General features: G+C 32.1%; 23 protein-coding genes, 1 other RNA gene and 1 pseudogene. 19 read left to right on the top strand and 6 right to left on the bottom strand.

Features of this window, described 5'->3' with window-relative positions; all coding sequences use genetic code 11:
- Positions 1-2: 2 nt before the first annotated feature.
- The 13 genes from moeB to tnpA (EV697_RS03765) all read left to right on the top strand — a co-directional run bounded on the left by moeB (position 3) and on the right by tnpA (EV697_RS03765) (position 9,056).
- On the top strand, positions 3-722 hold the full coding sequence (gene moeB / locus EV697_RS03825; RefSeq protein WP_418883939.1) for a molybdopterin-synthase adenylyltransferase MoeB: 720 nt from the start codon (positions 3-5) through the stop codon (positions 720-722).
- 208 nt (positions 723-930) lie between these two features.
- Positions 931-1,410 (top strand): HvfX family Cu-binding RiPP maturation protein, encoded by a 480-nt coding sequence (locus tag EV697_RS03820; RefSeq protein ID WP_132022815.1) that lies wholly within the window; start codon positions 931-933, stop codon positions 1,408-1,410.
- A gap of 30 nt (positions 1,411-1,440) precedes the next feature.
- On the top strand, positions 1,441-1,806 hold the full coding sequence (locus EV697_RS03815; RefSeq protein ID WP_132022813.1) for an HvfA family oxazolone/thioamide-modified RiPP metallophore: 366 nt from the start codon (positions 1,441-1,443) through the stop codon (positions 1,804-1,806).
- A gap of 75 nt (positions 1,807-1,881) precedes the next feature.
- Positions 1,882-2,805: an HvfB family MNIO-type RiPP peptide maturase gene (locus EV697_RS03810; RefSeq protein ID WP_132022811.1), complete on the top strand. Its 924-nt coding sequence runs from the start codon at positions 1,882-1,884 to the stop codon at positions 2,803-2,805.
- Positions 2,795-3,520: an HvfC family RiPP maturation protein gene (locus EV697_RS03805; RefSeq protein ID WP_132022809.1), complete on the top strand. Its 726-nt coding sequence runs from the start codon at positions 2,795-2,797 to the stop codon at positions 3,518-3,520. Before EV697_RS03810 ends, EV697_RS03805 begins: the two co-directional genes overlap by 11 nt.
- 20 nt (positions 3,521-3,540) lie before the next feature.
- On the top strand, positions 3,541-4,122 hold the full coding sequence (locus tag EV697_RS03800) for a sigma-70 family RNA polymerase sigma factor (protein ID WP_132022807.1): 582 nt from the start codon (positions 3,541-3,543) through the stop codon (positions 4,120-4,122).
- A complete protein-coding gene (locus EV697_RS03795) occupies positions 4,123-4,299 on the top strand; it encodes a zf-HC2 domain-containing protein (protein WP_132022805.1) in 177 nt (58 codons plus the stop codon).
- A 79-nt stretch (positions 4,300-4,378) separates the two neighbouring features.
- Positions 4,379-5,431, top strand: coding sequence for a Gfo/Idh/MocA family oxidoreductase (locus EV697_RS03790; protein ID WP_165906465.1), 1,053 nt, complete (start codon positions 4,379-4,381; stop codon positions 5,429-5,431).
- Between the two features lie 24 nt (positions 5,432-5,455).
- Positions 5,456-6,118, top strand: coding sequence for an oxygen-insensitive NAD(P)H nitroreductase (gene nfsB, locus EV697_RS03785; protein WP_132022801.1), 663 nt, complete (start codon positions 5,456-5,458; stop codon positions 6,116-6,118).
- Between the two features lie 124 nt (positions 6,119-6,242).
- Positions 6,243-7,223 carry an acrylyl-CoA reductase (NADPH) gene (acuI, locus tag EV697_RS03780; RefSeq protein ID WP_132022799.1) on the top strand — a complete coding sequence of 327 codons (981 nt, stop codon included), beginning with the start codon at positions 6,243-6,245 and terminating at the stop codon, positions 7,221-7,223.
- Positions 7,224-7,387: 164 nt separating this feature from the next.
- Positions 7,388-7,873, top strand: coding sequence for a non-heme ferritin (gene ftnA, locus EV697_RS03775; protein WP_132022797.1), 486 nt, complete (start codon positions 7,388-7,390; stop codon positions 7,871-7,873).
- Positions 7,874-7,891: 18 nt separating this feature from the next.
- The gene (gene ftnA / locus EV697_RS03770; RefSeq protein WP_132022795.1) at positions 7,892-8,389 is read left to right on the top strand and encodes a non-heme ferritin; all 498 of its coding nucleotides are present in this window, start codon (positions 7,892-7,894) and stop codon (positions 8,387-8,389) included.
- A 202-nt stretch (positions 8,390-8,591) separates the two neighbouring features.
- Complete coding sequence (tnpA, locus tag EV697_RS03765; protein ID WP_132022793.1) at positions 8,592-9,056, top strand: IS200/IS605 family transposase; 465 nt, start codon at positions 8,592-8,594, stop codon at positions 9,054-9,056.
- A 118-nt stretch (positions 9,057-9,174) separates the two neighbouring features.
- On the opposite strand, the gene rnpB is transcribed toward tnpA (EV697_RS03765), so the two are convergent.
- Positions 9,175-9,576: RNase P RNA component class A (gene rnpB / locus EV697_RS03760), an RNA gene on the bottom strand.
- A 336-nt stretch (positions 9,577-9,912) separates the two neighbouring features.
- On the opposite strand from rnpB, the gene purR reads away from it, so the two are divergent.
- On the top strand, positions 9,913-10,920 hold the full coding sequence (gene purR / locus EV697_RS03755; protein ID WP_132022791.1) for an HTH-type transcriptional repressor PurR: 1,008 nt from the start codon (positions 9,913-9,915) through the stop codon (positions 10,918-10,920).
- A 95-nt stretch (positions 10,921-11,015) separates the two neighbouring features.
- Here the strand turns inward: purR and EV697_RS03750 are convergent, their stop codons facing one another.
- On the bottom strand, positions 11,016-13,280 hold the full coding sequence (locus tag EV697_RS03750; protein ID WP_236824051.1) for a copper-translocating P-type ATPase: 2,265 nt from the start codon (positions 13,278-13,280) through the stop codon (positions 11,016-11,018).
- A gap of 29 nt (positions 13,281-13,309) precedes the next feature.
- The gene (locus EV697_RS03745) at positions 13,310-13,513 is read right to left on the bottom strand and encodes a cation transporter (RefSeq protein WP_132022789.1); all 204 of its coding nucleotides are present in this window, start codon (positions 13,511-13,513) and stop codon (positions 13,310-13,312) included.
- 202 nt (positions 13,514-13,715) lie between these two features.
- On the opposite strand from EV697_RS03745, the gene EV697_RS03740 reads away from it, so the two are divergent.
- Complete coding sequence (locus EV697_RS03740) at positions 13,716-15,113, top strand: Do family serine endopeptidase (protein WP_132022787.1); 1,398 nt, start codon at positions 13,716-13,718, stop codon at positions 15,111-15,113.
- Between the two features lie 257 nt (positions 15,114-15,370).
- Positions 15,371-15,764: pseudogene (tnpA, locus tag EV697_RS03735) on the top strand (IS200/IS605 family transposase).
- Between the two features lie 154 nt (positions 15,765-15,918).
- On the opposite strand, the gene EV697_RS03730 reads toward tnpA (EV697_RS03735), so the two are convergent.
- From EV697_RS03730 to EV697_RS03720, 3 genes are all read right to left on the bottom strand, one after another.
- Positions 15,919-17,466, bottom strand: coding sequence for a DUF2813 domain-containing protein (locus EV697_RS03730; protein WP_132022785.1), 1,548 nt, complete (start codon positions 17,464-17,466; stop codon positions 15,919-15,921).
- Positions 17,467-17,490: 24 nt separating this feature from the next.
- Entirely contained in the window at positions 17,491-18,615 is a 1,125-nt protein-coding gene (tyrA, locus tag EV697_RS03725; protein ID WP_132022783.1) for a bifunctional chorismate mutase/prephenate dehydrogenase, read from the bottom strand.
- Between the two features lie 76 nt (positions 18,616-18,691).
- On the bottom strand, positions 18,692-19,756 hold the full coding sequence (locus EV697_RS03720) for a 3-deoxy-7-phosphoheptulonate synthase (protein WP_132022781.1): 1,065 nt from the start codon (positions 19,754-19,756) through the stop codon (positions 18,692-18,694).
- 224 nt (positions 19,757-19,980) lie between these two features.
- Here EV697_RS03720 and purE point away from each other — a divergent pair, with 224 nt between their 5' ends.
- From purE to EV697_RS03705, 3 genes are all read left to right on the top strand, one after another.
- Complete coding sequence (gene purE / locus EV697_RS03715) at positions 19,981-20,478, top strand: 5-(carboxyamino)imidazole ribonucleotide mutase (RefSeq protein WP_132022779.1); 498 nt, start codon at positions 19,981-19,983, stop codon at positions 20,476-20,478.
- 263 nt (positions 20,479-20,741) lie between these two features.
- A complete protein-coding gene (locus EV697_RS03710; RefSeq protein ID WP_132022777.1) occupies positions 20,742-21,650 on the top strand; it encodes a LysO family transporter in 909 nt (302 codons plus the stop codon).
- Positions 21,651-21,671: 21 nt separating this feature from the next.
- On the top strand, positions 21,672-22,940 hold the full coding sequence (locus EV697_RS03705) for an O-acetylhomoserine aminocarboxypropyltransferase/cysteine synthase family protein (protein WP_132022775.1): 1,269 nt from the start codon (positions 21,672-21,674) through the stop codon (positions 22,938-22,940).
- Positions 22,941-22,951: the final 11 nt, after the last annotated feature.

Raw genomic sequence — 22,951 nt, 5'->3', positions numbered from 1 at the left:
TAATGAATCTTTCTTTTGCAGAAGAAATGCGTTATCACCGTCAAATTAGCCTAAAATCAGTAGACTTTGAAGGTCAAGAGAAATTAAAAGAGAGTAAAATGTTAATTGTTGGATTAGGTGGACTAGGTTGTGCCGCCAGTCAATATTTAGCGACCGCTGGGATTGGTCATTTAATTCTCTTAGATTTTGATACGGTTTCTCTTTCTAATTTACAACGTCAAGTTTTACACAATGATGATCGTTTGGATATGCCGAAAGTTGAATCAGCTAAATTAACTTTACAAAAGCTGAATCCACATATTGAAATCACAACAATAAATCAGCTATTAAATAATGATGAATTATCCAAACTCATTCAAGATGTGGATATTGTTCTTGATTGTACTGACAATGTACAAACAAGAAATCAACTTGATTTATGTTGTCAAAAATTCAAAACACCTTTAGTTTCTGGGGCAGCAATTCGTATGGAAGGTTTTATTACTTTGTTTACTTATGAGCCTAATACGCCAACCTACCATTCTATCAGTCAATTATTCGGTGAAAATACATTGAGTTGTGTTGAAGCTGGCGTACTTGCACCAATAGTTGGTGTAATAGGTTCATTACAAGCTTTAGAAGCAATAAAAGTGCGGTTAAAAATTGGTGAGAATTTATGTGGTCGTTTATTAATGATAGATGGACTAAATATGAAAATAACGGAAATAAAATTATCTGCTTAAATAAAATAAAAAAATATAGATTATTTAATATTTTTATTAAAAAGATTATCTATTTGATAAATAAGGGTTTTTATTATTTAAATAATAAATTTCTCTATTTATATCCAGCCATTCAAAATATTTTTACAAAAAAGATTAAATTTTTTGTAAGAAATTCCAGTCTCAATCGTCTAAGGTAGTATAAAACATTTTAATAGGAGTTTAAATTATGCAAAAAAATTATGTAACAGCACAAAATGCGGCATCAACAGGAGTCATTGCGGGTATTGGATTACTTGCATTACGCCTACTACTTGCTTATGAATTTTTTGAAGCAGGGTTACAAAAATTTAATGGTGAAAATTGGTTCACGCAAATACAAGATGCGTTTCCTTTTCCCTTCAACCTAATTCCAGCTGAATTAAATTGGAACTTAGCAATGGGAGCTGAATTATTACTCCCAGTATTGCTTGTGTTAGGTTTATTCACTCGATTTAGTGCTATTTCACTCGCTATCCTAACTGTAGTTGCTTGGGTCTCTGTACACCAAGGTAATGGCTATAATGTTTGTGATAACGGTTACAAAATGGCACTTATCTATCTAGTTATCTTGCTACCAATTATTGCGCAAGGTGCTGGTCGTTTATCTGTAGATTATTTTTTACAGAAAAACTTTTTAGCCAAAAGAACTTGGTTAAAATATCTTTAACTTTAACTTAAAAATTTAGGAGAAATCTCAATGAAAAAATCACTATTAGCGTTAGCAGGTGCATTAACTATGGCAACTTCAGTTCAAACAATGGCTGATGAACATAAACACGATAAAAACATGGATTGTAAAGACAAAAATGCTGAAAAATGCACGTCTCACAAAGGCATGGAAGGTAAATGTGGCGAAGGTAAATGTGGTGCTCACGCAGTAAAAGAAATGAAAGCTGCTGAAGGTAAATGTGGCGAAGGTAAATGTGGTGCAGATATGAAAAAAGCACCTATGAAAGCAGCTGAAGGTAAATGTGGCGAAGGTAAATGCGGTGCAGATGCAAAAAAAGCACCGGTGAAAGCTAAAGAAGGCAAATGTGGCGAAGGTAAATGTGGTAGCCATTAATTAAAATAAAATGGTAGGAGGCGTAATTTATTTTACAAATCCTACCGACTATAATAACAATAAAAAGGAGTCGTTATGTTAATAGGTGCAGGTTTAGGTTATCGTAGAGATATTGCTGAAGGCTTTTTAGATTTACCAGAAAATAGTGCTATTCAATTTATTGAAGTGGCGCCAGAGAATTGGTTAAAGATGGGTGGATTAGCTCGTTACCAATTTGATAAAGCCGCAGAGCGTATTCCTCTTGCAGTACATGGCTTATCGCTTTCTTTAGGTGGACAAGCTCCTTTGGATAGAGAATTGTTATCTGGTATTAAACAAATGATGAAGCAATATGGATCAGATTTTTTCTCTGAACATTTGAGTTATTGTGAATGTGAAGGCCACTTATATGATTTATTACCAATGCCATTTACTGAAGAAGCAGTAAAACATACAGCAAACCGAATAAAAGAAGTACAAGATTTTCTTGGTGTGAGAATATCACTTGAAAATACCTCTTATTATTTACATTCACCAACAAGTACAATGAATGAAGTTGAGTTTTTGAATGCTATTGCTGCAGAAGCTGACTGTGGAATTCATTTAGATGTGAATAATATTTATGTTAATGGTGTTAATCATGGATTGCTTGATCCTTATGTCTTTATTGATAATGTAGATGTAAAACGAGTGAATTATATTCATATTGCGGGTCATGATGAAGAACATCCTGCTGCAACAGTACAAGTTGATGAGTCTGGTGATTCATTTAATAAAGTAAAAGGTGAATTTCGCCATTTACCACAATTATTAATTGATACACATGGTGAAAAAGTAAAAGGTAATGTGTGGGATTTACTTGAATATACTTATGAACGTTTACCTTCTATTCCACCAACATTATTAGAGCGTGATTTTAATTTCCCTCCTTTTGCTGAACTATATGCAGAGGTGGAACATATTGCTAATTTACAGAAAAAACATGCGAAAACTCAAGGAAGTCTAGCTCATGTCGCTTAAAGTAATAAAAAAACCAACATTAGCAGAAACACAAAAAAGCTTAGTTGATGCTGTTCGTACAAAAACAGTATCAGATAATTATAAAGATAAGGCTGATCGTTTATCTGTTTATGTTCGCTTAGTAAGAAATAATGCTTTTGGTTTTATTGATCGCTGTTTTACAGAAGCTCAAAAGCATTGTACAAAAGAAGAATGGGATGATGTAAAAGAATTTTTTGTGAGGGAAGGAAAAGCACATTCGCCTTATTTCCAAGATATTGCTGGTGAATTTCTTGATTTTTGTAAAAAACATCAATCACTTAACGAAAATATTTTACATTTGATGGATTTTGAATGTACACAATTACTCTCAGAAGTATCAGAAGAAAAAGTACCAGAAGAATTTGATTCAAATAATGATACGATAATGCAATTATCAGGAACCACTTATTTAAAAGACTACCCTGTTGATTTTATTTCAAGTGATTTCGCTGAATTTATTAATAAGCAGCAACAAGTCATTATATGGCGGGACAGCCGCTTTGATGTATATTATCAAAAAATTGATGAATTAGATTATTGGTTACTTTCTTATATACAAGAACAACCTAGCTCTTTGAATATGATTTTAAAATCACTTGAAGAAGTCATAACTTCAAATGATCAACAATATTTTCTATTGTTAGAAAAAAATTGGTTTAAATGGATAAATAATGGTGTCATAATACCGCAATAGTCCATTACAAACCATGAAGTATGAAACAAGAAACTTTAAATTGTATTTCTTTTGATACGATAGAAATAATTCGTAAACAAATGTTGCATTTTACTATATTACAAATACGAGATCCTCATATTGCTGAGGATCTTGTACAGGATGCTTTCGTAAATGCTTGTAAATATACTCAATCTTTTCGTGGTGAATCATCTCTTAAAACTTGGATGTTTGCCATTTTAAAAAATAAAATTGTTGATTTCCTAAGAAGTAATAAAAAAACCGTTGCTCTTTCTGAATTAGAGCAAGATGATGATCAAGATTTAACAGAAAAGGTTTTTGATCAACGAGGAGAATGGGATCAGAGTATGTTTTCTCCAAGTGAATGGCAATCAACAGAAAATACTGCTTATAGTGAAGAATTTTGGAGAATTTTTGATTTCTGTTTAAATAATTTACCTCCTTTGCAAGCAAGAGTATTTATGATGAGAAGCTATTTAGAACTTGATACAGAGCATATTTGTAGAGAATGCGACATATCCACTACGAATTTATATACTAATTTATATAGAGCTAGATTACAACTTCAAGTATGTTTATCTCAAAAATGGTTTGGTGGTTAAATGTTAAAATGCAAACAGGTTGCACAATTAGTCTCTTTAGAGAAAGAGAAACCTTTAGTTTTATCACAGAAGTTACAAATAAAATTACACTTAATGATGTGTTCACGTTGTAGAGCATTTAATAAGAATAATCAACAATTAGATAATATTTTAAATGCTTTTTGTAATAAAGATTAATTTAAACAAATAGTTAAAAAGATGATGTGATAAAGTCATCTTTTTATTACCGCACTTATTTTATAAAATATAATTTATTATGAAAAAAATTAATGTTGCGATCGCTGGTTTTGGTTATTCATCACAAGTATTTCATCTTCCTTTTTTACTAAATCATTCTCAATTTATCATCAAAAAAATCTATGAACGAACAACAAGTAAGTCCCTTAAATTTCTGCCATATGTACAAATAGTAAGAAATTTTCAAGAATTACTTACTCAAGAAATTGATCTTGTTATTATCACAACACCAAATCAAATACATTATGAAATGGCGAAACAAGCCATTTCTGCGGGCAAAAATGTTTTAGTAGAAAAACCCTTAGTCACTACCTCAAAACAAGCTCAAGAACTTATTCAATTAGCTAATCAACATAAAGTTATTTTAACCGTTTATCAAAATCGTCGCTGGGACTCTCCTATTGCTACCGCAAAAGATATTTTATACAAAAACTTAATAGGCACACCTGTTGATTGTGAAATCCGTATGGACCGTTATACCGAAGAAAAAAATCCTAAAGTTTGGAAAGAAACAGGCGATCTTGGAACTGGTCTAGTTTATGATCTTGGTGTGCATTTACTCGATCAAAGTGTTTATTTATTTGGTCAACCTGATGAACTCTTTGCTGATATTCGCTATCAACATAAAGATACTCTGGTTGATGATAATTTTACTATTCATCTTTATTATCATACTGGATTAAAAGTAACGCTAAATGCCTCTAAATATGCAAGAGAACCCGCACCTCATTTTATTTTGCAAGGAACAAAAGGTAGCTATATAAAAAAAGCTATTGATAATCAAGAAAATTTACTGAAAAAAGGCATTAAACCTATTAATGATTGGAATGCTGAACCCCCTAATAATTTAGGTATATTACATACTGAAATGAATAGGCAAGTTATTCGTCAATTTTATCCTAACGTAAAGACAAGTTATAATGCGTTCTATGATAATCTTTATTTTGCTCTCACAAAAAATATTCCTTTAGCAATCAAGCCAGAACAAGCATATTATGTACTTACGCTTATCGAAAAAGCATTTGAAAGTGCAAAAATAGGACAAAAATTAAAGATTAATACACTTATTTAATATTAAACATATAAGGAGTTTATAATGAAGAATATTACAGAAGCAGTAAATTGGCGGTATTCTACAAAACGATTTAATCCAAGTAAAAAAATTTCAAAAGAAGATTTTTCTCACATTGAAAATATTTTACTTTTAAGCCCAACAAGCACTAACCTTCAACCTTTACATTTTATTATTGCAGATGATGAAGCAGGAAAAAATCGTATTGCCAAAGCAGCATCTGAACAACCTTTTTCCGCAAATAAAAATAAAATTTTAAATGCCTCTCACGTTATTGTATTTTGTAGTAAAACAGAAATTGATGACAAACATCTTAATGATGTCATTGCACAAGAAGATAAAGATGGGCGTTTTGTCAGACCTGAACTAACCAAAGAAATTATGGATAATGCTCGCCGTGCCTATTTAAACATTCATCGTTCAATATTAAAAGATGAGGCCGTTTGGCACAGTAAACAATCTTATATCGCTTTTGGTGAAGTACTATTAGGTGCAGCAATGCTTGGTATTGATGCGACTCCAATCGAAGGTGTTGATATTAATATTTTAAATGAAGAATTTAATCTAATAGAAAAAGGCTATACTGCTCATACTGTGATTACCTTGGGTTATCGAGATGAAAATGATTTCAATGCAACATTACCAAAATCAAGATTACCTAAATCTCAAATTATTAGTAAAGCATAAATTCTGTGATTAAAGTGCGGTTAAATTTTTAAGTTTATTGCATTAAATATGATAAAACCGATGAAATTTTGGGGTTCATACCAATTAGCATCGGTTTTATTTTATCAATTAAATGGAGTATATAATGTTTAAAGGGATAATAATCAATAATCTAGATAATGATTATGAAACAAAACTAGAAAATATTAATGAAAAAGATTTACCTGAAGGTGATGTACTTGTAAAAGTTTACTACTCTACAATTAACTATAAAGATGCTTTAGCTATTACGGGGAAAGCACCGATTGTTAGAAAATTTCCTATGATACCTGGAATTGATTTTGCGGGTTCTGTTCTTGAAACGAATAATAAAAATTTTAATATTGGCGATAAAGTTATTCTCAATGGTTGGGGAGTTGGAGAAAAACACTGGGGCGGATTAGCAGAAAAAGCAAGAGTAAAAAGCGATTGGTTAATACCACTACCCCAAAATATGACATTCAAACAAGCTATGTCTATTGGTACTGCTGGCTACACCGCAATGCTTGCAGTACTCGCCTTACAAAAAGAAAACATTATCCCAGATTCTGGAAAAATTTTAGTTACTGGGGCATCTGGCGGAGTCGGTAGCTTTGCTATTAATATCTTATCAAAACTTGGCTATGATGTTATTGCATCAACGGGACGTTTAGAAAACAGTAATTATTTAACCGCACTTGGAGCTAATGAAATTATTGATCGCAATACATTATCAGAAAAAGGAAAACCATTAATGAAAGAGCGCTGGGTAGCTGCAATAGATTCATTGGGAGGCTCAACGCTTGCAAATGTCTGTGCAAGTACAAGCTATGGAGGTATGGTCATTGCTTGCGGTCTAGCTCAAGCAATGGACTTTCCAGCCACTGTTGCCCCATTTATTTTACGAGGAATCACCTTAAAAGGTATTGATAGCGTAATGGCATCTCATGCATTTAGGATTGAAGCTTGGAATAAGCTAAGCCAATTAATCAAAGAAAATGAATTAGCGCCAATGATTGAAGAAATATCACTAAATGATGTGATTATTAAAGCAAATAATTTAATAAAAGGTAATATAACAGGGCGTATTATCGTTAAATTAAATTAATGTATCTAATTGTGAACTATTCGTATATAGAATTGTTAAATAACAATAATTATCATTAAAAACTCATTTAAAATTAATAAGTTATGGGAATTCTCATTGCTTTTTATTTTAAAAGGTATAGAATAATAATTAATCGTTATTTATGGCAAAAAGGAGAATTTTATATGCTAAATAAAAAAATTATTGATAAATTAAATGATCAAATTAATCTAGAATTTTATTCATCAAATGTATATTTACAAATGAGTGCTTGGTGTTCACAACATGGTTATGAAGGTGCAGCTGCATTTTTATTACGCCACGCAGATGAAGAAATGGAGCATATGCAAAAACTATTTACTTATGTCAATGAAACAGCAGGTATGCCATTATTGGGAAAAATTGATGCACCTAAGAGTGATTACAAATCATTAAAAGAAGTATTTGAAATTACATTAGAGCATGAAAAATTAGTTACATCAAAAATTAATGCGCTTGTTGAAGTTACTTTTGAAACCAAAGATTATGCAACATTTAATTTTTTACAATGGTATGTTGCTGAACAACATGAAGAAGAAAAATTATTCAATAGTATTATTGATAAATTTAACTTAGTAGGTGAAAACGGTCACGCACTGTATCTTATCGATCGTGATTTATTAAGTTTATAAAATAAAGAGGTAATAAAAATGTTAGCTAAAAAAGTAGTTAAACTACTCAATGATCAAATGAACCTTGAGTTCTATTCTTCTAACTTATATCTACAAATGAGTGCATGGTGTGAACAAAATGGTTATGAAGGAACAGCAAAATTCTTATCAATCCATGCTAGTGAAGAAATGCAACACATGCGTAAATTATTTACTTATTTAAATGAAACAGGATCACAAGCCATTATAGAAGCTATTGATGCACCACCGCATGAATATACTTCATTAAAACAAGTTATTGAACTCACTTATGAACATGAAAAATTGATAACAAGTAAAATTAACGAACTTGTTGGTACAACTTTTGAAGAAAAAGATTATTCAGCATTTAATTTCCTACAATGGTATGTTGCTGAACAACATGAAGAAGAAAAGTTATTTAGTGGTATTCTAGATAAATTTAAATTAATTGGTGAAGATGGTAAATCTTTATACTTTGTTGATGAAGAAATCGCTAAACTAATCGGTGCGGCTTAATTATTTGATTTACTTATCATAAATTCTATATCAAAAAACTCGCTTATTTTTAGTAAGCGAGTTTTTTATTATAGATAGACGGTGTCTATCTATAAAAACCATACGCTATGCGTATGGTATAAAAGAGCTTTAGCGATGAAAAAATCCTCCGATATAATGAAGAAGGCTGACAACCAAATTCAAAATATAGGAGGATGTGCCAATGGCAAATAAATCCAATGACGATTCAAGTCTATCACACACAAGATGGAACTGTAAGTATCATATAGTCTTTATTCCGAAATTCAGACGAAAGGCAATTTATGGAAAATTGCGTATGGATATAGGGAGTATATTAAGGCAGTTATGTAATTACAAAAATGTAGAAATAATCGAAGCACATGCAATGAAAGATCATATTCATATGTTATTAAAAATTCTGCCTAAGATAGCCGTCTCAAGTTTTATGGGATATTTAAAAGGGAAATCTTCGTTAATGATTTTTGAAAGGCATGCGAACTTAAAATATAAGTATGGGAATAGGAATTTTTGGTCTAAAGGTTATTACGTAAGTACAGTAGGTTTAAATACTAAGGTAGTAGAAGAATATATAAGGAACCAAGAAAAGGAAGACATGCTTCAGGATAATTTATCGAAGAAGGAATATATAGACCCCTTTAAGGGGTGAGCCATAGAGTTATAGTACGGTTGTCAGTTTTCACATGCCCCTTGAGGGGCATGTGAAGTACTAAGCCCTTATAGGGTAGCTGAAAAACCGCACGTTTTACGTGCGGATTGTTATTGAAATAAAGAGTTGGTCGATAAGCCGGGTTCTGTCGTGGACAATCATTCCTCTAGGCGTTTATTCGCACAAACGCTCAAGCAACCTACCCGAACTCTGAACGGGCCGCTCATTGAGTTCCTATTTGGTCTTGCTACGAGTGGAGTTTACCCTGCCGTAAAATGTTACCATATACGCGGTGTGCTCTTACCACACCCTTTCACCCTTACCTGTGCTTTTTTACAAGCCATCGGCGGTTTGCTCTCTGCTGCACTTGTCGTAAGCTCACGCTTCCCAGACGTTATCTGGCACTCTGCCCTATGTAGCCCGGACTTTCCTCTCATTTACTTGTCCCACTAGATCGTTCTCCATTTTCATTTTAAACGGTTAAGGGCTTCAATAAACCAGCGATTGTCTGACCAACTCATAGTACTAAGTATACCTTAAATAATTATAAAAATACAGATACCAAATTTTTTAGAATTATAATATGAAATATACTAAATTAATTTTTTTAAAAAATTGATGAGGCTAATACAATAATGACAGTTAATGCTAATGTCACCACTAATAGTGAATATCCCCAAGTTCCCATAACTTTCTCCTCTTTCCAATACATTGCCTGATTGTATATCAATATTTCTACGATGTAAAACAAAGCATTATATGAGCAAAATAAATATTTTAAGAAAAATTATTATTAATAGCTTAACCTATCTCATTTTGCTCTTTATAATAGTTATAAATACAATGGAGAATAATTATGGCTACAATAAAAGATGTTGCAAAAATGGCAGGTGTATCAACAACAACGGTATCTCACGTAATCAATAAAACTCGTTTCGTTGCTAAGGAAACAGAATTACTTGTTATTCAAGCAATTAAAGATCTTAATTATTCACCTAGTGCGGTAGCCCGTAGCTTGAAGATCAATACCACCAAATCCATTGGTATGATAGTTACTAGCAGTGAACCGCCTTATTTTGCAGAAGTAATACATTCAGTAGAAGAACATTGTTATCGACAAGGATATTCACTTTTTTTATGTAATACCCAAAATCATCCAGAAAAAATTAGAAATCATTTAGAAATGTTAGTAAAAAAACGTGTCGATGGTATTGTCATTATGTGTTCTGAATATCAAGCTGACTCTCTTGATTTAGTTAATGATTTTTCCCATATTCCGATGATAGTAATGGATTGGGGACCGAATAACGAAAAAACCGATATTATCCAAGATAACAGCCTTGAAGGCGGTTATATGGCAACAAAATATCTCATTGATAATGGGCATACTAAAATTGGTATTATCTGTGGCGAACTAACAAAAACAATTGCATTTGCTCGTTTTGAAGGCTTTAAAAAAGCAATGAATGAAGCAAACCTACCAATTAACCCTGATTGGATTTTAGAAGGATTTTTTGAACCTGAAGATGGTTACGAATGTATGAATAAAATTCTTAGTCTAGATCACTACCCTACTGCAATTTTTTGCTGTAACGATATTATGGCACTAGGTGCGATCTCTGCCATTGGCGAAAAAGGATTAACAGTACCGGATGATATATCTGTTATTGGTTATGATAATATTCATTCATCTCGATTTTATTCTCCCCCTCTGACAACGATTCATCAATCAAAATCAAGATTAGCAACACAAGCAATGAATCTTCTTTTTGAACGAATCAGCCAGCAACTGAAAAAAAGAAAAATTATTGAAATTCATCCTGAATTAGTAATTAGAAAATCGGTAAAAAAAATAAATAATTAAAAATAGCAGAAAATAATTCGCACCTAAAACTTAAATAGTTAAGCCATTAAGGTGCAGATTTTCTCATAAAATGATCAATTCAATATTATCAATAATCACACCTTTTCTTTTACTGAAAAAGTGAGTAACCGATTTGCATTAAGCACTACGGTTATTGAAGATAATGCCATTGCTGCTGCTCCAATCATAGGATTGAGTAAAATATTTAATAGTGGGTATAATACCCCTGCAGCAATAGGAATACCTAAAATATTATAAATAAATGCCCCAAATAAATTTTGGCGAATATTGTTTAAAATACCTTTTGATAATAATAAAGCATCAGCAACAGAATGAATACTGGATCGCATTAAAGTCAATTCTGCTGTTTCAATAGCAATGTCTGAACCAGATCCCATTGCAATCCCTACATCAGCTTGTGCAAGAGCTGGAGAATCATTAATACCATCACCAACCATTACCACTTTGTGTCCTTTAAGTTGTAATGCTTTAATGGCAGCAGCCTTACCTTCTGGCAATACACCAGCAATAACCTGATCAATCCCCGCTTCTCTAGCGATTGCCTTAGCTGTTTTTTGCTGATCACCAGTTAACATCACTAATTGATAACCTTGTTTTCTTAAACGCTGTAATGCCACCACCGTATCATCTTTTAAAGGATCTCGAATAACAAAAACAGCCGCTAATTGTTGCTCCACCGCAAGAAATACAACTGTTGCCCCTTGTTCGCTTTCTCTTATAAAATCAGCTTCAGCTAAGTTTATTGGCACCGCATTTTTCTGCATTAAAATGGGATTACCTAATAACAACGATTTTTCCGCTATTACTCCTGATACACCTAGTCCTTTTAATATATGTAATTGTGATAATGGTAATAATGGAATATCTTTATCCTTTGCACAATCCAACATTGCTTTTGCTAAAGGATGATTCGCCCCTTGCTCTAAACTTGCAGAAAGTTGTAAAACTTGTTCCTCTGTAAAGCCATTAAAACAATAAAGTGCGGTTATTTTTGGTATAGATTTTGTTAATGTACCTGTTTTATCAAACACAATAGTATCCGCAGTCGCTGCTTTTTCTAGAGCATCGGCATCACGAACCAAAACACCTAATTCAGCTGCTCGCCCTACACCAGCAATAATTGACATGGGCGTAGCAAGCCCTAATGCACAAGGGCAAGCGATGATTAAAACAGTCGTAAACGTAACTAACGCATAAGATATTTTAGGCTCTGGACCAATAAAATACCAAATAAGGCAAGCTAATATAGCAATAGCAATAATCGCAGGTACAAAAATAAGCGTAACACGATCAACTAATTTACTAATTTGTGGCTTTGTTCCCTGCGCTTGACGAACTAATTTAATAATATTAGCAAGATGTGTTTGACTACCAATTTTTTCAGCGATAAATACCCCTGTTCCATCACTAATTAACGTTCCTGCACTAATCCTATCACCTATATTTTTTTCTACTGGCAAGGGCTCGCCTGTCAACATACTTTCATCAATCCAGAGATGTCCTTCTGTTAATCGCCCATCAACCGAAACTCTATCACCTGTTTGTAAACGTAATAGCATACCTTGCTGAACCTCTGACAAAGCGATTTCTCGTTCTACTCCTTGTTCGACAATGCGTGCTTTTTTAGGCACAAGATCAATTAAATGTTCTAATGCTCTAGAGGATTGTTGCTTTCCTTTTAATTCGAGCATTTTCCCAATATTAATTAAGCCAATAATCATTACACCAGCCTCAAAATATAAATGTCTCGTATTTTCAGGAAAAAAATCAGGATTAATCACCACAAACATAGAATATAGCCAAGCAGTTCCCGTACCTAAAGAAACAAGCGTATCCATTGTAGTTGTTTTATGGCGAATATTTTGTAACGCTTTTTGATAAAAATGCCCACCTGTTATAATCATAACAATAAGAATGACTATCCCGATAAATCCCCAGTTTAGTTGATTATTTGTATTGACCTCCATTGTGTCAATAAACAATCCCCAAAACATCAAAGCTGCCCCCGCAACAAGAGCAATAATGCCTTGCCATTTACGTTTATCTATTTCATTTTTGATTAATATTTGTTGCTTTTCTCGGCGAGTTTGTTCATTCTCAATTAATTCCGCTTGATAGCCAGAATCAATTACAGCTTGAATTAATTTATCTGCTTCTACATTATTACCATCAATAAGAGCGGTACTTTCTGCAAGATTAATTTGTACAAGATTAACTTTTTCTACCGATTCCAATGCTTTTTGCACTTTCATCACACAAGCAGAACAACTTAATCCCCCAAGTAATAAAACAATCTGATCCTTTAAAGGCTCTACTACCACAGGATCAGTTTTTATCACTGGTTCAGTGGTTGTTTTGGGTAGTAGATCTACTTTGAATCAGCAAGTTCCGCTTGATAGCCTGCCTCAACAATCGCCTTAATTAATACTTGAGCATCAACATTCCCTGTAATAATTGCCTCTGTTAAACTTACTTCAGAATGCTCAACACCTTCAATAGCATCAACTGTTTTCTTTACCGATTTAACACAATGTTGACAAGATAAATCAGCTAATTTAAGCACAATAGACATATTTTCCTCCCGTTATCTTGATTATTTATTTCTCTAACCCCATTTGGATCTAGTATAAAGCTAAATTTGATATATTGCTCTCAATATTAACTTTAATAGTATAAATTTCAAGCATTAAACACAACTGGTTAAAAATTCTTGAACGTTAGCTTATTTTTTTTGTCATAGCCGATAGAAACAATTTATTTAAAGGAGAAAATAAATGAAGAAAAAAAGTTTTATTCTAACAAGTATAGCACTAGGTTTAAGTGTTTTAAGTACATCATTTGTAGCCCAAGCATCTTTTCCATTTATTGATGCCGATGGTCAACAAATTCCAAGTCTAGCACCAATGTTAGAAAAAGTATTACCAACGGTTGTATCCATTAATGTAGAAGGAAAACAAAAATCATCTCGCCAAAATAGCGAAGATGCTATTCCCGAAGAATTTCGCCGTTTCTTTGAAGATGGTTTTGGTTTTAGCTTTGGTGGAATGGATAACTCCCCTCGTAGTTTTCGTGGCTTAGGTTCTGGTGTCATTATTAATGCTCAAAAAGGCTATGTATTAACTAATAATCACGTCGTAGATCAAGCTGATAAAATTACGGTTATGTTACAAGATGGACGTGAATTTAAAGGAAAGATTGTCGGTAAAGACGAAATGTCCGATATTGCACTCGTTCAACTTGAAAATCCAAAAAACTTAACTGAAATAAAACTCGCAGATTCCGATAAATTAAGAGTGGGTGATTTTACTGTTGCAATAGGTAATCCATTTGGGCTAGGACAAACCACAACTTCGGGGATTGTTTCTGCTCTTGGTCGTTCAACTGGATCAGATAGTGGGACTTATGAAAACTATATCCAAACCGATGCGGCAGTAAATCGTGGTAATTCAGGTGGCCCATTAATTAATTTAAAAGGTGAATTAATCGGTATTAATACCGCGATTATCTCGCCAAGTGGTGGAAATGCGGGTATTGCCTTTGCTATTCCAAGCAATATGGCAAATAGTCTCGTTCAACAAATTTTAGAATTTGGTGAAGTTCGCCGTGGTTTACTTGGAATCAAAGGTGGCGAATTAAATGCGGATTTAGCAAAAGCATTTGGTACTGATACACAACAAGGTGCATTTGTAAGTGAAGTCATACCAAATTCAGCCGCGGACAAAGCCGGAATTAAAGCAGGCGATGTAATTATATCTATCAATGGTCAAAAACTAAAAAGTTTTGCAGAATTACGTGCGAAAATAGCGACTACTGGAGCTGGCAAAGCCATTGATTTAACTTATGTTCGCGATGGCAAAGAAAAAGAAGTTAAAGTTACTTTACAATCAGACGAACAAAGCAAAACATCCGCAAGAAGTTTAATTCCAAATTTAGAAGGTGCAGAATTAAGCAATTATAGTAAGAAATCAATTAAAGGCGTAGAAATCACCTCAATTAAACCAAAATCTATGGCTGCAAAACGTGGTTTAGAAGAAGGGGATATTATTATTGGTGTTAATCGCCAAGCAATAGAAAATTTAGGTGAATTGCGTAAAGCTCTAGATAAAGAACCTTCAGCGATTGCCCTTAATATCTTACGTGGTGACAGCAATTTCTATCTATTAATTAAATAACTATTTAAATTAGAGAATAATTCATAAAGGTTTGAAAAATATTATTTTTCAAACCTTTTGTTATAGATAGATGTTATCTATCTATAACAACTATACGTCATATGTCTGAAATCAAAGAACTTTAGCGATGAAAAATCCTCTGATATAATGAACAAGGCTGACAATCAAAATTCAAAATATAGGAGGATATGTCAATGACAAGTAAATCCAATGACGATTTGAGTCTATCACACACAAGATAGAACTGTAAGTATCATATACTCTTTATCCCTAAATTCAGACGAAAGGTAATTTACGGAAAATTGATAATAAATATGAGTAGTATATTAAAACAATTATGTAATTACAAAAATGTTGAAATAATAAAAGCCCACGCAATGAAAGAGCATATTCATATGCTATTAAAAATCCCACCGGAACTATTGGTGTCAAGTTTTATAAGATATTTAAAGGGAAAATCCTAACTCATGATTTTTGAAAGGCATGACAATCTGAAATATAAGTATGGAAACTGAAATTTTTGGTCGAAAGGATATTACGTAAGCATGGTAAGTTTAAATACGAAAGTTGTAGAAGAATATATTAAAATTAGGAAAAGAAAATATGATTCAAGATAATTTATCGAAGAAAGAATATGTACTCCTCCTTTAAGGGAAAAGCAATAGAATTATAGTGCATTTATCAGTTTTCACATGCTCCTTGAGGGGGATGTGAAATTCTAGTCCATTATAGATAGTTGCCGAAAAACCGCATATTTTACGTGCGAATTGTTGTTTTTTAATATATCTTTACAAAATATAACACATTAATTCTTTGATAAATTTAATACCCTTAAAAAGAGTTTTTTAAATAATAATGGAATGGATTGCTTGCCTCTTTTTTCAATTTCAGCGGATAGTGCAATAGCTAAATCAGGTTTTGAGGTTCTTTGAATCGCTTTTTTAATAATTTTTGTGGTAGGAAAATAGTTTTGATTTGATTTCCAATGAGCTAAGTTGATAAAGACTTCTTCAAATCCTGAATGATAGAAAAAGTGTTCTATATCTTTTTTTGGTAATAAGGTAATTCGGGAAAAAGTGTTTTGATCATCTGTTAGCATACTTTTAGCTATATCTACATATCTTTTACCCGCATCATCTCCGTCCGCCAATACATACCACTCAATCCCCATTGAACGAGCATATTTGATTAAAGGTCGTAAGCCACATTGAGCAAATTCAACGATACGTATGCCTTCCATTGCCAAGTTAATTCCTGACAATTCAGCCAATTCATTTAAAATCCAAACTTCTGTTTCACCTTCAACAAGTAACCAAACTCGAGCATATAATGCGAGGCTTCTATTATGGTGAATATGAAAAGTGAGACGACGTAAATCAGTCCGATTTAAATCCTTAGAGGATAATCGAAAAGTTTGAGTATGCTCTTCTGCTATTCTTTCTAAACGACAAATATCATGTAAATCAACTTGTGATATTAATTCTGCAGAATTAGTGGTTGTAATTCGTTGAATAGGCAAGTAGCTTGCAAGTTCCCAAGCAATACTAACCATTCTAGGATGTAGTCTTGCTTCTGGATCTTCAAATAAAATAATAGGTTTGATCGCTTTGGTTATTTGAATTTGTTCTTTTATCACAAAAAGAGAGACAAGCTGTTTAAATACAATTTTTTTTAATTTATTAGTTTGATCTTGCTGTAACTGAGAACATAAATTTTTTACTAATGTCCATAGAGTTGCAGGATCTTGTAATAATTCATTATGCTGACTATTATCAATAAAATAATATTGTAATAATAAGGCAACGGCTTGTATTTCTTTTTGCTGCAAGATATCTAATGATTTAGAATTTAAAATTGATTTTTTATTTAAACGAGCATCTCGAAAACGATATACTGGGTGTCTTGCTATAAGAAATAAAGCGGTTTGCTCTACATTTTCATTATCAATCGTATTACCATTTTGATCTAAAAAAGAATATTTGGTTGTAATATTACCATTTTCTTGTTTTTCGCCTATTATTCTAAAATAAATACGTTCATAGCCATCTTGATGAGGTATAAAGAATGGCAAGAAATGTTGATTATATTTCTCTTTTTTTTCATTTAAATTATTTTCACAAAATGTACATAAAATAGTAATAGTATCAGCTATCGAGTCACCTTTTGTTCTATAAAAATCACTTTCAGTAAATTGATAGAGTTTTTTATTTGTATTAAAAATAATACTTAATGCAGATAATAAACTTGATTTTCCCCAAGCATTCTCTCCAATTAATACAGTATTAGAAGATAAAGGTAAGGATAGACGTTTTATTCCTCTAAACCCTACAATCTCAACTTGGCGTAAAAACATTAGTTCACCTACTTAAACGGTTAATTACAAATGACGATTATCATTTGCTTGTTGTAATAATTGACGGCTTTCTTTTAAAAATTGTTCGGAATATTCTCCAAACCACGATTTAACTTGATTAAAACTATTAATAAATCCTTGTTTATCATTATTTTTGAAAAATCTTAGACTTTCTTCATAACTTTCTTTTAAGCTTTCTATTACGGCTAAATTTTCAGGTTTATCCATAATAATATCAGCATACAATTCTGCATCTTGTGCAAATAAACGCCCTATCATTGCTAATTCTAAACGATAAATAGGCGATGACAAAGCTAATAAATTCGCTAAATTAACTGGCTGTTTTGATAAATGTAAGCCATTTGTAAAAGTAGCAAAATGGCGAAGTGCTTGAATATAAGTCATACTTTTATCGTGTTCTTCTGCATCAACAGGATAAATTGTTGCTCCCCAAATTTGTATTTGCTCAATAAACCATTGGTATTTTTCTGAAAAACGTCCATCACAACGTACAATTACTTGTTTTGCCATACTCATTATATCGGGTCCAAACATAGGGTGTAGTCCTAAAACAGCTCCTTTATGAATCGCTAACATTTTCTCTAACGGTTTTTGTTTTACAGATGTTAGATCAGCTAAAAGCATTTCTTTTGTTAAATAAGGTTCTAATTTTTCTATGATATTAACTGTTTGATTAATAGGTACAGAAACGATCACGACATTCGCATTCTCTAAAATCTGCGATGCATTTTGCCAATCATTTTTATCCAATGTAATTGTATGATAGCCTGAAATGGTTAAATAATGGGAAAATAATGATCCAAGTTTTCCTTTTCCTCCAACGATTACAATTTTTTCTATATCGGGGTTAACTCTTTTAAAACCAAACTGATTTTCTCTTGTATAAGATTCTCGCATTAAACGACGCAATATATCCTCAATCAAATCAGTAGGTATTCCTTTTTTTTTCGCTTCTTTTTGACGATCCTTTATCATCGTTAATTCTCTATCAGGCACGTAAATAGGTAACCCATATTGATGTTTTACTTCACCAACTTTCTTTACGAGTTCTAAACGTTTAGCAATAATATTCAATAATTCATGATCTAAAGTATCAATTTCTGCTCTTAACGCATTTAATGCTTCCATTTACCAATATTCCTTAATAAATATACAATAATTTTTAGGGTTGATTATAACAAATTTGAGTGATTAGATAGAAAATCTATCTATTTCTTAATTTTTGAGATATATCTATTAATAAACGCTCTGAGGTTTCCCAACCAATGCAAGCATCTGTAATAGAAACACCATATTTCATTGTATCAATAGATTGATCCGCACTTTGATTACCTTCATATAAATGACTTTCTAACATTAGACCTATTATAGATTTATTTCCCTGTACAATTTGGTTTACAGCATTTTCCGCCACAATAGGTTGATAATGATAATCTTTATTTGAATTAGCATGGCTACAATCTATCATAATAGCTTTTTCTAATCCTGATTTTTCTAATTCAAACTCACATTCCTTGACAAATTCTGGTTGATAATTTGGTGATTTTCCCCCTCTTAAAATAATATGGCCATCAGGATTACCCGCCGTTTTCAATAAGTTAATTTGTCCTTGTTGATTAATCCCCATAAAATGATGTTGTTGTGCAGCTGCTTTCATTGCATTAATTGCTGTAGCTAAATTACCATCAGTACCATTCTTAAAACCAACTGCCATAGATAAGCCAGAAGCAAGTTCACGATGGGTTTGTGATTCGGTGGTTCTCGCACCAATAGCAGACCAACTAAATAAATCAGCAAGGTATTGTGGACTAATAGGATCTAGTGCTTCTGTTGCCAAAGGTAAACCTAAAGTAACTAAATCTAATAATAATTGACGTGCAATATGCAATCCTTCTTCAACTCGAAAAGATCCATCTATTCTTGGATCATTTATTAGTCCTTTCCAACCAACCGTTGTTCTTGGTTTTTCAAAATATACTCTCATTATAATATAGAGTTCGTTTTTCACTTTTTCTGACAGTGCTTTTAATTTATGTGCATATTCTATTGCTGATTTAGGATCGTGAATAGAACAAGGACCAATTACTACTAATAATCTAGGATCTTTTTTATGAATAATATCAGCAATTTCTTTTCTTGACTTCTCTATTTGTAAACGTAAATGCGTTGCTAACGGTAATTTTACTTTTAATTCTGCTGGCGTAATTAATATGCTTTCATCAACAATATTAACATTATGAATACTATCTTTATTTATTACATTTGCCATTTTCTTTCCTCATTTTATAAAAATCCACAGTATAATTTATGTAAAAAATAAATTACAATAAATGTAAACATTAGATTACACACTTATAATGAGATTTTCAACTTTATTTATAACTATAATATAAAAAATAACAAACCATTAATTAAAATAGCAACCGTTTGCTTGAAAATACTACTTTATGGTATGCTAATAAGCTATCTTTAATAGCATAGGTTATATAAATCATGTCAAATAATTCGTCTCAAGTTGCTATTGTTATGGGATCAAAAAGTGATTGGGCAACGATGCAAGAAGCAACAAATATCCTAGATAATTTTGGTATTAATTATGATGTAGAAGTAGTTTCTGCTCATCGTACCCCTGATAAATTATTTAGTTTTGCAGAAACAGCAGAACAAAAAGGTTATAAAGTTATTATCGCTGGAGCAGGCGGCGCAGCTCATCTTCCTGGTATGATTGCAGCAAAAACAATAGTACCTGTACTGGGTGTTCCAGTAAAAAGTTCTATGCTAAGTGGTGTTGATAGTCTCTACTCTATTGTTCAAATGCCAAAAGGCATTCCTGTGGGAACATTAGCAATTGGACCTGCTGGGGCTGCTAATGCTGCTTTACTTGCTGCGCAAATTTTAGCGGCTTTTAATTCAGAAATAGCTAAAAAACTACATCAATTCAGAAATGAACAAACTCAAGTTGTACTGGAAAATCCTGATCCAAGATTATAATTTTGAATAAATTATTTTCATTATAAAATCTAATATTAAAAATAATGGATACTTTTATGTATCCATTTGCTTTATTCACATCTTACAGAACAAAATTTTATCATTTTGCTCAATATCATTCTCAATTTTCTAATTTATACTCATTAAATTTATTTAAATAAATTTAATATTCCATCAATAATTTCTTGCTTAAGATATTTTTTCATGATAGATATATTAAACGTGTTGTAACAAAAATGTAACTTAATTAGGGAAAGATCATTATGTATGAGGGGTTACTTATTGTTCTTGGACCTATGTTTTTAGGTTATTTAATTAAAACAAAAAATACGAGCTTTTTACTCAATATAAATAAAATTGTAATGATATTACTATTTTTAATTTTATTTGTAATGGGATTTAAATTAGGTCAATTAGATAATTTAGCAAAACAAATACCCATTATTGGCATTTCAGCCTTTACTTTTGCTATTGTAATTCAGTCTTGCAATATCATAGCATTGATCATTTATGATAAATTGTCTCCTGAACCAATTAAGAATTTAAGAAAGGTAATTCCATCTAGGTGGAAAATGCTTTTTGATAGTATGAAACTTGCTTCTATGGTTTTAATCGGATTTGTTATTGGTCTTATTATAAAACCTTGGTTTATATTATATTTTTCTGCAAGTACTTATATATTAATAGCACTGATATTTTTTATTGGTATTCAATTACGTAATAATGGAATATCTCTAAAAACAGTGATATTTAATAAAAGGGGGATAAATACAGGCATAATATTCTCGATTACATCCCTATTAGGAGGGGGTATTTCTGCCAGTATATTAGATCTTCCAATAACACAAGGTTTAGCTATATCATCTGGATTTGGGTGGTATTCTTTATCAAGTGTCGTGATTAATAATGCGTGGGGACCAATCTTTAGTAGTATTGCATTTTTGAATGATCTTTCTCGTGAAATTGTTAGTCTTTTTATTATACCTATGTTAATGAATAACTATCGTTCAACAGCCGTAGGTATATCAGGAGCAACCGCTTTAGATTGCTCTTTACCAATAATACAACGATCTGGGGGAATAGAAATTGTTCCTTTGGCAATTAGCTTTGGATTTATTACAAATATATTACCCCCTATTTTGTTAGTATTTTTTTCATCTATACCAATATAAAAAATAAAACAGGAGAACTATATGCAATTTGAAACTAAATGTTTACATGCTGGCTACAGCCCTAAAAGTGGTGAACCAAGAGTTCAACCAATAGTACAAAGCACAACTTTTACTTATGATTCAGCAGAACAAATTGGTGATTTGTTTGATTTAAAAGCGGCTGGCTTTTTCTATAGCCGTCTTTCTAATCCAACAACTAATGTAATTGAAGAAAAAATTACCGCACTTGAAGGCGGTGCAGCAGCTTTGGCAACGTCATCTGGACAAGCAGCTATTTTCTATGCATTATTAAATATTCTTGAATCGGGTGATCATTTTATTTCATCAAGTTCAATTTATGGCGGTGCATTTAATTTATTTGCCCAAACATTTAAAAAAATGGGAATTTCTGTGACTTTTGTCGATCCACGTCTTCCATTAGAAGAATTACAAAAGTCAATTCAACCAAATACAAAAGCAATTTTTGCAGAAACTATTGCTAATCCAGAGCTTGTAGTTCTAGATATTGAAAAATTTGCTAAATTGGCTCAACAGGCAGAAATCCCACTAGTAATTGACAATACTTTTGCAACACCATATTTCTGTCGCCCTATTGAATTTGGTGCAAATATTGTTGTTCATAGTACGACTAAATATCTTGATGGACATGCAGTTGCTTTAGGCGGTATTATTGTTGATGCAGGTAATTTCAACTGGAAAAATGGTAAATTCCCACAATTCACTCAACCAGATGAAAGCTATCATGGTTTAGTTTATACAGAAAATTTTGGTAATCTTGCTTATATTATTAAAGCTCGTGTCCAATTAATGCGTGATCTTGGTGCGACACCAGCTCCTCAAAATAGCTTTTTGTTAAATTTAGGTTTAGAAACCTTACCATTACGTATGGAAGCACATTATAATAATGCCTTAAAAATTGCTGAATTTTTATCAACTCATTCAGCAGTAAATACAGTTAGTTACCCTGCGCTAGCAAATCATCCTGACTATGCATTAAAACAAAAATATCTTCCAAATGGATTATGTGGCGTAATTTCCTTTGAAATAAAAGGAGGAAAAGAAGCAGCAACAAAATGGCTCAATGCTTTAAAACTTGTATCTCGAGAAGTACATGTTGCAGATATTCGTACTTGTGCATTACACCCTGCAACCTCTAGTCATAGACAATTAACAGAAGAGCAATTAGAAGCAATGAAAATTTCAGGTGGATTAATTCGTATTTCTTGCGGTATTGAAAATGTAAACGATATTTTAGCCGATATTCAACAAGCATTTGATTCACTAAATTAATCAAAAATTAA

Origin of the sequence: Bisgaardia hudsonensis, from assembly GCF_004345785.1 — a bacterium.
Lineage (GTDB): Bacteria > Pseudomonadota > Gammaproteobacteria > Enterobacterales > Pasteurellaceae > Bisgaardia > Bisgaardia hudsonensis.
This window is presented reverse-complemented; position numbering and strand designations above follow the sequence as displayed.